The organism is Methylobacterium sp. Leaf465 (genome assembly GCF_001424705.1).
In the GTDB taxonomy this organism is placed as follows: Bacteria; Pseudomonadota; Alphaproteobacteria; order Rhizobiales; family Beijerinckiaceae; genus Methylobacterium.
In genome coordinates this window covers 234125-248331 of record NZ_LMRA01000044.1, presented here as the reverse complement: position 1 = coordinate 248331, position 14207 = coordinate 234125, and the positions used below count along the sequence as shown (strand labels likewise).

At 70.9% G+C, this 14207-nt stretch carries 13 protein-coding genes; 7 read left to right on the top strand and 6 right to left on the bottom strand.

Features of this window, described 5'->3' with window-relative positions; genetic code table 11:
- Positions 1–22: 22 nt before the first annotated feature.
- Genes ASG51_RS18485 through ASG51_RS18470 form a run of 4 tightly spaced genes read left to right on the top strand, consistent with a single transcriptional unit; the run spans position 23 to position 4956 of the window.
- A complete protein-coding gene (locus ASG51_RS18485; RefSeq protein WP_156389787.1) occupies positions 23–409 on the top strand; it encodes a hypothetical protein in 387 nt (128 codons plus the stop codon).
- A gap of 50 nt (positions 410–459) precedes the next feature.
- Entirely contained in the window at positions 460–1548 is a 1089-nt protein-coding gene (locus ASG51_RS18480) for an AAA family ATPase (protein WP_162245253.1), read from the top strand.
- A gap of 46 nt (positions 1549–1594) precedes the next feature.
- Positions 1595–4003: a S8 family peptidase gene (locus tag ASG51_RS18475; protein WP_056382333.1), complete on the top strand. Its 2409-nt coding sequence runs from the start codon at positions 1595–1597 to the stop codon at positions 4001–4003.
- A 17-nt stretch (positions 4004–4020) separates the two neighbouring features.
- Positions 4021–4956, top strand: a complete 936-nt coding sequence (locus ASG51_RS18470; RefSeq protein ID WP_056382331.1) for a hypothetical protein — start codon at positions 4021–4023, stop codon at positions 4954–4956.
- A gap of 231 nt (positions 4957–5187) precedes the next feature.
- Here the strand turns inward: ASG51_RS18470 and ASG51_RS18465 are convergent, their stop codons facing one another.
- Positions 5188–5565, bottom strand: a complete 378-nt coding sequence (locus ASG51_RS18465) for a hypothetical protein (protein WP_156389785.1) — start codon at positions 5563–5565, stop codon at positions 5188–5190.
- A gap of 50 nt (positions 5566–5615) precedes the next feature.
- Complete coding sequence (locus ASG51_RS18460) at positions 5616–6299, bottom strand: lysozyme (protein WP_082487291.1); 684 nt, start codon at positions 6297–6299, stop codon at positions 5616–5618.
- Between the two features lie 98 nt (positions 6300–6397).
- On the opposite strand from ASG51_RS18460, the gene ASG51_RS18455 reads away from it, so the two are divergent.
- The gene (locus ASG51_RS18455; RefSeq protein WP_056211916.1) at positions 6398–6607 is read left to right on the top strand and encodes a hypothetical protein; all 210 of its coding nucleotides are present in this window, start codon (positions 6398–6400) and stop codon (positions 6605–6607) included.
- A 10-nt stretch (positions 6608–6617) separates the two neighbouring features.
- Here the strand turns inward: ASG51_RS18455 and ASG51_RS25225 are convergent, their stop codons facing one another.
- Together ASG51_RS25225 and ASG51_RS18445 are read right to left on the bottom strand one after the other, a co-directional pair.
- Positions 6618–8126 carry a DUF2793 domain-containing protein gene (locus ASG51_RS25225; RefSeq protein ID WP_056382328.1) on the bottom strand — a complete coding sequence of 503 codons (1509 nt, stop codon included), beginning with the start codon at positions 8124–8126 and terminating at the stop codon, positions 6618–6620.
- 42 nt (positions 8127–8168) lie between these two features.
- Positions 8169–12062: a glycoside hydrolase/phage tail family protein gene (locus tag ASG51_RS18445; RefSeq protein ID WP_056382326.1), complete on the bottom strand. Its 3894-nt coding sequence runs from the start codon at positions 12060–12062 to the stop codon at positions 8169–8171.
- Between the two features lie 85 nt (positions 12063–12147).
- Here ASG51_RS18445 and ASG51_RS18440 point away from each other — a divergent pair, with 85 nt between their 5' ends.
- Together ASG51_RS18440 and ASG51_RS18435 are read left to right on the top strand one after the other, a co-directional pair.
- A complete protein-coding gene (locus ASG51_RS18440; RefSeq protein ID WP_056212124.1) occupies positions 12148–12402 on the top strand; it encodes a type II toxin-antitoxin system RelE/ParE family toxin in 255 nt (84 codons plus the stop codon).
- A 48-nt stretch (positions 12403–12450) separates the two neighbouring features.
- Positions 12451–12825 (top strand): helix-turn-helix transcriptional regulator, encoded by a 375-nt coding sequence (locus ASG51_RS18435; protein ID WP_056211922.1) that lies wholly within the window; start codon positions 12451–12453, stop codon positions 12823–12825.
- Here the strand turns inward: ASG51_RS18435 and ASG51_RS18430 are convergent.
- Positions 12822–13259, bottom strand: coding sequence for an NlpC/P60 family protein (locus tag ASG51_RS18430; RefSeq protein ID WP_244480192.1), 438 nt, complete (start codon positions 13257–13259; stop codon positions 12822–12824). The genes ASG51_RS18435 and ASG51_RS18430 overlap by 4 nt on opposite strands.
- Positions 13260–13311: 52 nt before the next feature.
- Positions 13312–14205 (bottom strand): DUF2163 domain-containing protein, encoded by an 894-nt coding sequence (locus tag ASG51_RS18425; RefSeq protein WP_056350944.1) that lies wholly within the window; start codon positions 14203–14205, stop codon positions 13312–13314.
- Positions 14206–14207: the final 2 nt, after the last annotated feature.

The following is a 14207-nucleotide window of genomic DNA, read 5'->3' as shown; positions in this document are numbered from 1 at the left end:
TGAACGTGATAACTGAAACGCCATGCCCAGAATGCAAGCGGACGAGATACTGCGCCGACAGCTTTCGGTCTTCGTCGAGCAGCATGGCGGCGCAGCGCAAGCGGCCGATGCGCTCCAGCTTTCGCGCATCTTCGTCTGGAGATTTCTGAAGACAGGCAAGGCGATCCCGCGAAACGTCACGAAGTTGAAGCACGCGTTGGAGGGGGTCGCAGGCAGCCAGACTGCGGGATCGACTGTGGAAACAGCGGGGAAAAGGGAAAAGAAACAGGTTGATCAGTTTCGTTTTTCACGATCTGACGTTGCGAAGATGAGGCTCATGCTTCACTATCTGATCGCGGCTCTGGATGCCTACGAGGCGGGCGACACCGATGTCGCCGGGCGCCCAGGCCGCGCCGGATCGCCATATTGAATCGTCTCCCTGTTACCTGCGAGACAATCGGGATGAGCAGGAGCGACCTCGTGTACAGACTCGCCGAAGCCGGTGCCAAGGGAGACCGCGACGCACTTCAGCGGACGATGGACCTTCTTGCTACCGAAGCAGCGGAACAAGGCCGCCATTCCCAGGCGCGTCGACTCACGGGTCTATTGGCCGGTGACAAGCCGCGACGTGCCTCCTCTGCGGCAGGTCGCGTCGGCTCGCGCGGTCTTCCCGAATCCGTTCGGGACCTTTTGATCGACAGGATGCCTCGTCGCACGCTTGGCGACATGATCCTTCCAGCCGAAATCGTCGCCGATGTCCGCGAGGTCATTCAGGAGCAGGAAGAGACGGCGCTCCTCCGGGCGAATTCGCTAGAGCCGCGCCACGCAATCCTGCTGGTCGGCCCGCCCGGCAACGGCAAGACGACGCTCGCCGAAGCGATAGCGACCGAACTCGGCCTCCCGTTCCTGACCGTCCGCTACGACGGCGTGGTCGACAGCTATCTAGGCGAGACGGCCGCACGCATTCGTCGGATCATCGATCATGCGGCCGCGGCGCCGTGCGTCCTGTTCTTCGACGAGTTCGATGCGATCGGAAAGGAGCGTGGCGACATCCACGAGACCGGCGAGATCAAGCGCGTCGTGAACTCGCTGCTGGTCCAGTTGGATTCCCTGCCCTCCCACTGCGTCGTGGTATGCGCCACGAACCATCCGGAACTGCTGGATCGAGCCGTCTGGCGGCGGTTCCAGCTTCGGATCGAATTGCCGCTGCCCGATCGGGATGCGGTCGTCGAGATGTATCGCCGGCTTGCCAGGACGGTGCGTGGATCCGGGTTCACGCAAGAGAAGTATGTCGATTGCATGCTTGGTCGGAGCATGTCCGAGATTGAGCAGTTCAACCTTGACGTGAAACGTCGTTTGGTGCTGTCGAGAGGCTCGATGACGGCCAGCGAAGTTGCGTTGATCGTGCTGAGTAGGTGGTGCCGCCAACAGGACTCGTTGGTGGAGAACGAGAGAGTAGATGCCAGAAAGGCCGATCGTTCGAATTCGACGCGAGCAAAGGCTCGGAAGGCGCATCCCCGGGAGAAAGCCGCGGATCCCACGCAAGCTGACCTACCAGGAACAAGCTGAGCGGCAGGCGGGTACGTTCTCAAGGATTTCCGCCGATTTCGAGAGGATGACGACCGGTGCCGGCATCTCGGTCGACCCCGCCGCGACATCGCCCGACCGGGCGCTCGTCTTCGAGGTGATCGGTCGCGTCGACGGGTTTGCCCGCGCCGCCCGCGAGGCGGGATTTGAATGGCTTTCGGAAGACCTCGTCGACCCGGAAGCCGCGGGCGACGAGGATGATGCGGCCGACGACACGGGAGAGGAAGCCTCGTCCTCGATACTCTACGTGACGATGCCGTCTCTCGAAGGACTGAGGCGCCTCCTCGGATGGTGGAAGGCCTTTACCGACGGAAAGGAGCCGTCCGACAAGCTCGAGAAGGAATGGTGGAAGCTGTTCGGCTACCTCGCCGACGTACGCGTCTGGTCGGCGAAAGACCGCGTCGATCCTTCCCTCGCTGCGTACGTCGAACGCATGCTCGAGCGGGATCCGCAGGCGCTCGTGCGTGTCGAATTCGATCTCTGGTATCTCGGCACCGAGGCTCGGAGACGTCGCGCGGTCGACGAACTGCAATCGGTCCTTAGCGAACTGGACGCCTCCGTTCTCGACGAGGTGAGCATACCCGAGATTCATTATCACGGCGTGCTCGCCTCGATGCCCGCCGGCATCGCTCGCGAAGCGGCCGGAAGAACTGGACCACTGGCTACCGCGTCCATGGTGATGATCGTGCGGCCGCAATCGCTCTTTTCGATCGCATTGCCGGAGACAGCGTCGACCGAACGGGAAAATCGTGCCGTTCCACCGACGCTCGACGTCCGTCCTCCCATCGCCGTGCTGCTCGACGGTTATCCCGTCCAGTCGCACGAACTTCTGCGGAATCGCATCGACATCGAGGAAGTCGACGTCACAGGCGACGATGCGCCAGTCGAAATGCGTTTTCACGGGACGGCTATGGCGTCCCTCATCCTCCATGGAGATCTTGCGGCGAACGAAGCACCGCTGGAGCGGGTGCTGAAGGTCGTGCCGATACTGGCCGGAGCGCAGGACGCGGACGTCGAAACCACACCGACCGACAAGCTTCCGCTGGCGATGGTTCACCGAGCGGTCGAAGCACTGGCCGCGAGAAGCAACGGTACGCTCGACACCGTCCTGTTCAATCACTCGGTCTGCGACGTCTCCTCGCCCTTCGTGCGGCGGCCGACGCCCTGGGCAAAGCTCCTCGACCATCTCAGCCACCGACATCGGATCCTCTTCATCGTCAGTGCCGGAAACGTGCATGCACCGATCCCGATGGACGCCTACGAGGATTTCGATGAATTCCTGGCGCACGATCCGGACGAACGAGGCATCGCCATCCTCCGGGCCGTCGAGGCGGCAAAGGGACGGCGCGGCATTCTGAGCCCTGCGGAAGCGTTGAACGCCGTGACTGTCGGCGCCCTTCATGCGGATGGTGCCGACGACGGTCCGCCCCGCCAGGTCGATCCGTTCGGATTTGCTGCCAACAACCTCTGCTCGGCCATCGGTCTGGGCTTCGCCCGTGCACTCAAACCCGATCTGGTCATGGATGGAGGGCGTCAGGTCGCGGCTGCGGTCGCTCACCCGGGCGGGTTTGCGATCGAAGGTCGTCAGATCGCGCATCTGGGACAAAGGGCGGCCGCTCCGGACGTCGACGGCGGCACCACTGACTACGTCCGACGCTCCACCGGGACCAGCAACGCCGCGGCCCTCGCCACACGTCACGGCATCCGAATCGCTGAGGCCCTCGAGGATGTCTTTGCGTCGTCGGGAGAACGGTGGCAGAATCAGGCCACCCGCGCGGTCATGTTGAAGGCACTGCTCACGCATGGCTGCCGGTGGGGCTCGATCGGCGGCGTGCTGGATCGAGCCTATCCGCCAGCGGATCCGAGGCGGCAGCGTCGACGCGAGACCATCGCGCGCTTCCTTGGATTCGGGCGTCCTGACATCGATAGCGTCATTCAAGGAGATGCGAACCGCATCACACTGCTGGCGGATGATCAGATCAGGAGCGGCGATCTCCACGAGTACCGCATCCCGATCCCGAGCGCGCTCCTCGGCAGCCGTGAGATCCGCCGCATCTCCCTGACTCTGTCTTGGTGCACGCCGATCCATCCGGCGAATTCGACCTATCGGGGTGTACGACTGCAGCTGGTCAACCGCGAAGGCAAGGGGCAGTACTGGAAGGCAGTGGATCCGTTCCTTCAGCCCCATCCGAACTTTGGTGCCAAGGGTACGACGATCCATCGTGTCTTCGAGGGCGCGCGGAGAATCGGCGCGCTTCCCGAAGGCGGCGTCTTCGTCGGCGTCCAGGCATACCGCCTCCACGAGGAGTTCGAGGAGGCGATCGTCCCGTATGCCTTGGCCGTGACCATCGAGGTCGCACAGACGTTGCGGGCCGACATCTACACGGACGTGCGCCAGCGCGTCCGGCCGCGGGTTCGGCAGCGCGAACGCGTTTAAAGCAAGGAACGACTTGGATGGATGACGACGAACGCGTCCTCGCCGAACGCACGATTCCAGAGATCGTTGCCTATCTTCGCGCGATCGAGGACGATGAAGGTGCCGACCGCCTGGAGCGGCAAGCTCTGCGTCCGCAAGGGCAGAGCCTCGCCGCTGCAATCTTGCCTACGAAATACCTTCGCAGCGGGCTCGTGGTGGGCTTCGTCCCGAACGAGGGCGAGCAAACGCGTGCCATCGTGGACGCAAATACGATCGAGCCTGAGGTCGACCTTAAAGGTCGGCGGGTCAAAGTCACGCTCGATCAGTTCTTCGTTCAGGAGTATCCGGGCATCGGGACGCATCGGATCCTATGCGAATTTGCCGGCCGGAATCAGATCGCCGACGATATCGAGGAGCTGAAATTCACGCTGATGGTCGAGGCCGCCGACCGACAGCCGGCAGCCGTCATCGGCAAGCCGATCTTCATGGGTCTGACGATCGGCGAAGACGGAATGAACTTCCGCGGTCAGACTGTGAACATCTGCAGCCGGACCGATGACCTCATTCTGGATGCGATCAACGGAGACGCCTTCAAGGGTGGGCTAACTCTCGCGGCGACGCTTCAGCCGGCTCTCAAACCGTTTGTCGGTCTCGCCACCAATGTGGTGAAGGCGGCCATCAAACGCAGTCTCAACATGCCAGTCTTCAAATTCGACATTGGTCTGGATTTTAATACTCGCAACCTATCGGCACGCCTTCGTCGTGGATCTTACGTCATCGTCCAAACTAGCGAAGCGGAGTGGGATTGGTCCCGATTCTCGTTCGCGGCTCAGACGCGGCGTGTGCTTAGAAGAGCGGACGGCCAGTCTCTTGAGGCCAACTATTTCGTTATAGGGATCGACGACTTTGCAGGCGAGGCGGCGAGACCTGCCGCAAGGCCGAGCAGGCGGCCTGCAGCTAAATCTGAACAATAGCCTCGATCGGCGGCGATCTGCCGAGCGTCGAAAACCGAGCTGGGTGGATCGAAGGGAGGCTGAACGTCGATCGCTCCTCAGAGTGAGCAGCTGTGCGCGGGCAGAAACTGAATCTATAAATTAACGTAAAAATCTCACCTAGGATTATTGGTCGCTCTCCCAATCATGCGAGGAACTAGAATTACGGCTCCATTGGAGCAACAAAATTGCGAAAAGAACCAGATTTTTGAGTCATACTACAACCGTCAGCGTGCGGCCTTGCGCCGCCCCCGCCACCGCGTTGACCGCGTAGGCGCCGACATTGCGCACCAGACGCTCCACCAGGCTGGCCGTGATCAGGACCCGCACGGGCCCGGCGATCCGCGCCAGGGCCGCCGTCAGGGCGGTGACCGCGAGGGGCACCACCACGCTCCCGATGCCCTGGACGGCCGCCGCGAGGGCGTCCCCCCAGGGGACGGTCACGGCGGCGGTCGCCGGTGCGGCCGAAGGGGCCGCCGAAGCCCCCGCGACCGAGGCCGCTGCGACCGCCAAGAGGGCGAGGCCGACGCCGGCGGCGAAGGGGGCGGCGAAGGGGCGGGCGCGCAAGGGAACGGGGACAAATCGGATCATCGCGGACTCCATCGGTGGGGACATCGAAGCGAAGGCGGAGGGGCCGGCCCTCAGGGGCCGCCGCGCAGGCGGTTGCGGAGGGTCGCCCACAGGCGGGCCAGGGCGACGGGCCGCCCGGGCGCCGGATCGGGGGCCGGCTCGAGGCCGCGGCGCGGCAGCGGCGGGATGCGCGGCACCGTCCGGCGCTGCACGGGCAGGGGCGGGGTCAGGGGAAGCTGCAGGGACGGGGTCAGGGCACTTGGCGCGGGAACCGGCGCCGCGTCGCTCCGGCGCGCCCGCGGCAGGGCGCGGTCGTAGGGCGTCAGGAACTGGTCGTGCTCGGCGCCGCGCCGCGGGATCAGCGCGGCCGGGCGGTTCCAGAGCAGGATCGCCGCCGCGGCGCCGTCGCGGTCGCCGGCCTTCAGGCGCCGGACGACGGTGGAACGCGCGAAGGCCGACGGGCCGATGTTGAAGCAGAGCGAGACCAGGGCGTCGAAGGCGTGGTCGGGCAGGGCGTCGGGCAAGGCGTCCTGGATGGCATCGTCCACCGCCCGGACGTAGCGGGCGACGTCGCGCCGGAAGAGGGCGTCGCAGGCGGCCGCGGTCAGGCGCAGGCCCGGCGTCACCAGGGGCGGCCCGGCCGCCGCGGTGTGGCCGATGCCGATGGTCCAGATCCCGACGCTGTCGCGATAGGCGGTGAGGCGGCGCCCTTCGCGCGCGATGAGCACGGCTTCGCCGATGGCACTGAGGTTCATGGCCTGTCTCCGCTTGATGGCGTGGCAGCTAGACTTGCGCGATACGCGACGCGATAACTGACGCGATACTTGGAAGGACCGCGGGGTCGGGGGCGGACATGCTGCGAAAGCTCATCTCGACGGCCTTGCGACGCGAGACCGAGACTGAGACCGGCGACATCGCCCGTGAGGGGTCGGCGCGGCCGCCCGACCTGGCGTTCCCGCCCATGCGGCCGGTCGAGCCGCCCGCCGCCCGGAACGACAACCCCTTGGCGGCCCTGTGCGAGGCGGTCGAGGCCGACCTGCGGGCGGCGGGATACCTGCGCTGACCTGCGCGGATCAGGGACCGGCGGCCGCCTCCAGGGCGGTGAGCCGCGCCTCGAAGCCGCGGGCGAGGAACAGCAGCAGCTGGTCGGTGCGGAAGCCGTAGCGCTCGCCGGCCGCGCGCCCGGGACAGGCCGCCCGTGCCGGGATCGCCGGCGCGATCGTGGCGCCGTCCGCGTCGCGCACGGCCTCCGTGGCCGGGACGGCCTCCTGCGGGGCGACCGCCGGCCAGGAATCGCGGCAGACGAAGCCGTAGGCGAAGGGATCGAGGCCCTCGGCCTCCAGGATCGCGACGGCCCGCTGGACGGTGAGGCCGACGTGGCGCCGGGCCCCGTTCCCCTTCCGCGCCACGGCGTCATGGAACCGGAAGGTGCCGATCTCCCGGGCCAGCGCGCGGCCGGCGGCGATCTCGGCCTCCGAGAGGGGGGCGACCGGCGTCTTCTCGCGGGCATCGGACGTGCTGATCGCTCCGGTCCCGGCATAGAGCTCCGAGGCGCGCAGCGCCGGCGTGCCGAGGCTCCAGGTGTTGTCGGCGGCGTGGGCGATGATGCCGGCGACCCCGAGCCGCGTCGTCAGGGGGGCGCTGGTGCCGAGGCCGAGATTGCCCTCCGGCCCGAAGCGCGCCGCCTCGCGCAGGGCGCCCGGGCGGGTTCTGTCCGCCGGCTTGACGAAGACCGCGAGGCCCCCCGCAAAGCCGCCCGCCGTTCCGCCCGTTCCGGCCAGGCCGGCGACGGTCCAGGCGAGGCCCCCGCTCGACGCCTGCATCGTCAGGCCGCCGGCCAGCAGGCTGCCATCCGTGGCGAGGTCCTGGGTCAGGCGGAGGGCCGGCGCTCCGAGGAGAGGGGCGGGTGCCGGCCCGGCGACGTCGACCCGGCCCGTCGCCCGGTCGATCCGCAGGGCCTCCCGGAACCCCCCGGTGTCGGGCGCGACCTTGATCGTGAGATCGTCGCTGCCCGACAGCCCGATCTCGGCCCGTCCCGTGAAGGCGCTCTGGAACAGCAGGGAGAGGACGTTGCCGGGCCCCTGCTTGTTGAGGGTGCAGCGCAGGTCGCCGGTGCCCCCCTCGGCCGTCGTCAGGGCGGTCCAGAGGGCGGTGTTCAGCTTGGCCGCGAAGGGGTTGGCGGCGTCCGCCGTGGTGCCGAGGCCGAGGCGCGTCAGGGTCTGGAGCTGCCGGAGGGTGCTGCGGAACCTGACCCATCCGGCGGCCGTGAAGATGTAGAGCTCGTCCTCGTCGAGGATCCAGGCGAGCCAGCCGGGTTTCGGCGCGAGGCCCCGCCAGCGCCCGTCCTGGAACTGGGCGACCTGGCCGGACAGCCCCGCCCAGGCCCCGGTGGGGGCGGGGCTCAGCACGAGGTAGCGGTCGCCCTCGGCGGGGGCGGCCGGCGGCGCGGCGAGGTCCTTGTCGCGGCAGGCGAGCTGGACCACCGCGTCGAGCTGGATCAGGGCCTCGTTGTGGGTGACGTGCTTCTGGGCTTGGCCGGCCGCGATCAGCGGCAGCGCCAGAATCGGGGTGGTCTCGGGCATCGTCGGGCTCCGGGTGTCTCGGGACTGGGTTGGATCGCGGGTTCAGGCGGGCTCCACCGGCACCCGCGTCCGGGTCTCGGGGCCGGGCCCGGCCGCCGCGCCGACCTGCGCCACCGCGACGTCGAGGCGGTCCTGGGGCGTGCCGAAATCCGCCGCCTCGTCCGCCGCGGCGTAGAGGAGGTCCGACCGGTCCGCGCTCAGGGTCCGGAGGGGGTGGCCCGCGGCGGCGTAGATCGTGACCCGGTAGGCCTCGGGCTCCTCCAGCGGGACCTCGACGGCGTCCCAGGAATCCCCGTCGCGCCGGGCCCTCCGGATCCAGGCGAGGCGCACGCCCCCCGGCGCCCGCCGTGCCCGGAGATGGACGGGGCGCAGGGGCTTAAGGGCGGTGAGGCCTGCCGTGGCGCGCAGCGCGACGGTGGCCGGATCGGCCGGATCGCGCGCCGCCGGGCCGAGCCGGTAGCGGAACGGGCGACCGGCCTCGTCGAGGCGCTCGACCAGGGGCACCACCGCCCCGTCGAGGCGCACGATCAGGCTGCCGGCCGGGGCCGCGCGCCCGGCCTGCGCCTCGCTTCCGGCCAGCCCGCGCAGGAGCCCGGTGAGCCGGTAGGAGCCCGGCCCCACCAGCGTGGCGCCGGCGGCTGCGATCAGTTCGATCGCCCCGTCCCCGGCGCTGCGCACCGCGAACAGGTTGCCGCCCGCGAGGGCCGCCGCCTCGCCGATGGCGTCGAGGTCCCCGGCTTGGCGCAGGCGGACCGTGAGGGCCGCGCCCCGGTCGAAGCGCCAGAGCGGGCCGGGGGGCAGCGCCGTCAGGGTCTCGCCGAGGCAGGCGGGGTGGTCGACGAAGCCCTGCGGCACCAGCGGGGCGGCCTCGCCCTCCGCCCGCCAGATCGCCATCGGCCCGGGCCAGGGGTCGGCCGTCACCGCCAGCGCCTGCAGGGTGGTCGGGGTGCCGCGGTCGGCCGGCAGGTCGAGGGCGACCGCGAAGGGCGGCCCGGCCAGGGCCGGCACCGCCCGGCGCGGGCGCAGTCCGGCCGGTTCGCCCGCGCGGGGCGCCCGTCCGTGACGGGGGACGCCCCGCGTCTCGATGGCGCGCCCGCGCGGGCTGTCGGCGATGCGCAGGATCCGGTGCGGCAGCCGCTCCCCCGGCAGGGCCAGGAGGTCGCCCGGCGCGAGGTCGATCCGGCGCGGGCTCAGGGTGAAGCGCGCGGTGTCGCGGGCCGCGAGGGCGGCGTCGAGGGCGGCCTCCGCCAGGGCCTCGGCGCTGGCGCGCCGGGTCACCACGGCGGCCTCCATCCGGGTCTCGCGCCGGCGCCGGCCGGTCGGCCGGGTCGCGGCGGCGCTCGCCCGGCGGTACTCGGCGGTCTCGCCGTCGGTGAAGCCGATCGCCAGGGAGCGCGGCAGCTCCGCCTCCTCGGCCCGGACCCGGGCCAGGGGGGCCTCCGCGTCGCGCAGGACCACGAGGTCGTCCGCCGCGATCGCCCGCGGCACCTCCCGCCGCGGCCCGCGCACGATCAGCGCGCCGGCCGCGGCGGAGACGTCGAGGCCGTAGAGCTGCGCCAGGGGCTCCAGGGCCGCCCGGGCCGACATCGGCCGGTCGATGACGTAGCCGTCGAGGGTCGCGTCGGCGGTGATGGCGGCCGGCACGGTGATCCCGAGGTCGGCCAGGATCGCGGCGATGAGCCGGTCGAGTTCCAGCCCCTCGATCCGCCCGGTGATCCAGTGGCCCACCGGCCAGTTGCCCGCATCCGCCCAGACGGTGTCGAAGTCGGGAAAGGCCGGGTAGGGCCGGGCGTCCCAGCACCAGACGAAGATCCCCTCCGCCGGCACCATCGGCCCGCCATAGACCGGCGAGACCGGGTTGTGGGCGGCCTCGAAGCCGGGCAGGTCGGGGTCGAACCGCCCCAGGATCGCCGCGAGGCCGCGCGCCTGGATCAGGTCGTCGCGGGTGCCGCGCGAGGCGGGCGGGCTGGCGTTCTCGGCGGATTTCGGGTCGGGGAAGACGTTGGGGCCGTTGGTGCCCTTGTCCACCGCCGGCACCCCGATCTCGGTGAGCCAGATCGGCTTGCCCCGCGGCACCCACGCCGTCGCCCGGGTCTCGCGCCCGTCCGCCCGCTCGATGTGCGGGTTCGCCCACCAGCCCACGAGGTCCTTGGCCCGGAAGATCCAGGGCTTGGCGGCGGCCCCGTCGGTGATCGGCGTGCGGACCTGCGCCGCCCGGTCGGCCGCACCGGCATAGAACCAGTCGAAGGCCTCGCCGGCGCCGAGCCGCCCCTTGAGATAGGCCGGGTCGTAGATCGAATCGGCGAGCGCCAGGTCGGCATGGGCGTCCCCGTCGCGCCAGTCGGTCAGGGGCGGGTAGTAGTCGATCCCCACCGCGTCGATGGCCGGGTCCGCGAACAGGGCGTCGAGGGGGAAGCGGACCGTGGCGCCGCCGTCGCGCACGTCGGCGCCGTACTCGGTCCAGTCGGCGGCGTAGACGAGCGCGACGTCCGGGCCGAGGCGCTGGCGCAGGGCCGTCGCCAGGCTGCGGAAGCCCTCCACGGCGGGGTAGCGCCCCGCCTCCGCCCGCACCCGGGTGAGGCCGACGAACTCGCTGCCCAGGATGAAGCCGGCGAGGGGAATCCCCGCGGCGGCCCAGGCGGCCGCGAGCGTCGCGTAATGCAGCACGAAGGGGCGATACTGCGCGAGGAAGGCCGCCACCTGCGTGCCGGCCGCGGCGGTGCCGTCCGGGCTCGCCGGCTGCCCGGGGGCGGGGTCGCAGGTGATGCGCCCGCGCCAGGGATAGGCCGGCTGGCCGGCGGCGGCCGGGTCGCGCGGGTCCGGCCGGCGGTTGCCCGCCGGCACGTCCATCATCACGAAGGGGTAGAGCACCACCGCGAGGCCGCGCCGGTGCAGGTCGGCCACGAGGCGGGTCAGGCCCGCATCCGAGGGCGTGCCGCCATAGGCCGGCCCGCCTTCGGGCCCGGTCGAGACGGGCGCCACCTGGTCGCGGCCCAGGCCCGCCACCGACCAGGCGTCGCCGCTCGTCACCTTGGCGGCGGAATCGACCCGGGGGGCGAGGGTGCAGAGTCCGGCGCGCAGGTCGTCCCCGAACCAGCTCGCCACCACGGAGACGCGCTCCAGCCGCGGGCAGAGCGCCTGGAGCGCGTCGAGGGAGGCGGTGACGTCGGTGCCCGCCTGCAGCTGGAACCGGTTGGCCGGGCGGGTCGTGCCGTAGCCCGCCTCCTCGGTGACGCGCAGCGGATCGAGGCCGAACTCGGTGGAGCCGGGGATGAGGCAGACCGCCCGGATCATCCCGGCGAGGCCTGCCACGGGGCGCAGCACCTCGAAGGCGAATTGCGGGATCCGGTTGCCGAACTCGGCCAGGGCGAGGCGCTCGAACACCACATAGGCGAGGCCGCGATAGGCGGGCGCGTCCGCCGCCCCCTCCTTGGCGACGATGAGCGGGTCCGGTGCCTGGTCCCCGTCGCCGACGTGCAGGCGGAGGGTGACCGTGGTCAGGTCGATCTCGCGCCCGTCCGCCCAGACCCGCCGGAGGCCCGCCACCGGGCCCTCGCAGAGCCCGATGGCGAGGTCGACGAAGTAGGCATAGGCCGTCCGCTTGACCTTGCCGCCGCCGATGCCCTTGCCGCCGGCCGCGCTGGCGGCGGCGGGGCTCGCCACCTCCAGGGGCCGGGTCGCCCAGATCAGGGTGCCGCCGATGCGGGCCCGGCCGTAGACCCGCGGGATGGGGTCGCCCTCGCCGGAGCTGAGGCCCGCCACGTCGGAGAGGCGCGGCCCCTCGACCGTGCGCCCGCCCGCCAGTCCCCCGAACAGGGCGGCGTCGAGGCCGGAGCCCGCCGCCGCCCCGAGGGCACTGCCGATGATCCCGCCGATCGGCCCGCCCAGCGCCGTACCGGCCGCCGCCCCGGCGGTTTGCAGGATCAGCGTGGCCATGGCGGACTCCGATAGCGGGGGCGAGGTCTGAGATCTCGGGGCAACTCGCCCTTGCGGTATTATAGCGATGTGCTATTTTTAGTTGGTGAAACGGATCGCTTACAGCAAGGCTGCCCTGAAGACGCTGAGCCGGATGCCGGCCAACGTCTCGGCGATGATCCGCTCGAAGATCGCCCTGCTGGCGGCCGATCCGGCCGCCCAGGCCAACAACGTGAAGGCCCTCAAGGGCGAACCCGGGGTCTTCCGCCTGCGGGTCGGCGACTGGCGGGTCCTCTATACGGACCAGGGCGAGATCCTCGCCGTGATCCGGGTCGCCCCCCGGGGCAGCGCCTATGACTGACCCCGACGAACCCGTCGCATCGGACACTGCCGGAACGGACCTTCGCCCATGAACGCCCAGACCATCGTCACCCCGGCCGGCGAGCGCCTCGTCGTCCTGTCGGAAGCCGATTTTCGCGCCCTGAGCGAGGCGGCCGAGGACAATGCCGACCGCCTCGCGATCCAGGAATTCCGCCGTCGGCTCGCCGCCGGCGAGGAGGAGTTGCTGCCCTCCGGGATGGTGGACCGCATCCTTGGCGGGGAGAACCGCATCCGCGTCTGGCGCGAGCACCGCGGCCTCACCGCCCGCGCCCTGGCGGAGGCCGCCGGGATCGCCCAGCCGTTCCTGTCGCAGATCGAGACCGGCAAGCGCGAGGGCACCGTGGACACCCTGCGCCGGATCGCCGAGGTCCTGTCCGTCACGATCGACGACCTCGTCGGTTAGCCGCCCTCCACGCCCGGGAAGCGGAAGACCTGGGCGAGGTGGCGGCGCCACCAGGCCGTCAGGGCGACCTCCGTGACGGCGGCGCCGTCATGGGCGTGGATCATCGTGCCGGCGCCGGTGGCGAGGGCGCAGTGCCGGGCCGGCAGGTGGGCGCGGAAGCGGAACAGCAGGACGTCGCCGGCCGATGGCGGACCGTCGACGGGCAGGAGGTGGCGCGCGGCCGCGTCCGCCAGGGGATCGCAGCCGGGCGGCGCGGATTCGGCCCAGGACGCGGCGTAGGGCGGGGCCGCCTCGGGCTCCGGGCCGAGGGCCTCGCGCCAGACCCCGCGCAGCAGCCCGAGGCAGTCGCAGCCGACGCCCTTCAGGGAAGCCTGGTGGCGATAGGGCGTGCCGATCCAGGCCCGCGCCAGGGTGACGATCCTCTCGGGCGTCATCGTTTCGGATGTCATCGTCTCGAATGTCATCGTCTCGGATGTCATGGCGGCCTCACCGGAACAGGCTGCCGCCGTCGAGGCCCGGGCCGGCGCCGGGGGCGGGGCGCAGCACGAAATCGTTGCCCGGCAGGTGCGGGAAGCCCTGGAAGTTCGGCACGTTGGCGAACTTGTCGCGGCAGGTGGCGAGGCGCTTGTCGCAGCCCGCCGTCAGGCGGAAGCGGTCGCCCGGCGCCACCGGGCGGGGCGGGGCCTGCCAGAGGTCGAGGCGGATCGTCCCCGTCGCGCCGGCCTGGTCGCGGATCTCGGCCTCCTGTCCGGCCTGGCCGTCGCCGATCCAGGCGAGGCGCCCCCCGGCGAACCACCCTGGCGCGAAATCTCCCGCCAGGGCGACGGCGAGGCGGCCGGGTTCCGGCGCCGCCAGCACCGTGCCGGTCGTGGCGAAGCGGGCATCGGTCAGGTCCACGCGGCAGCGGGCATCGCCGAGATCGGCCCCGCAGGTGGCACGGTAGGTCCGGCCGCGCTCGGCGTCGAGCTGGTCCATCAGCCCGCGCAACTCGGCCACGAAGGCGGTGCCGGCCCGGCGCACCTCGCCGACCGTGCCGATTTCGAGGAGCAGGCGCGTCTCGGGGCGGCGCCAATCCACCAGCCAGGTTTCCACCGAGGCGGCGTCGTAGAGGCCGCCGGCGATGTCGGCGTCGGTGAGCCCGACCGCCGAGAGCGCCCCGGCGACCTCGCCGCCGCCGATGGCGAAGCCGAGCTCGGCGCTGGCTTCGGCCGCCTCCAGCCCGGAGCGGGCGGCGTAGGTCAGGCCGCCGAAGCTGAGGTCGCGGTCGTGGTCGGTGAAGCCGAGGCGGACGCCGTCGCGCCGGGTCAGGGCCCAGCAATGGCACAGCGTGGTCGCCCCGCCGGCGAGATGCGCGGCGAGGTCGGGGGGCAGGTCGCGCATGG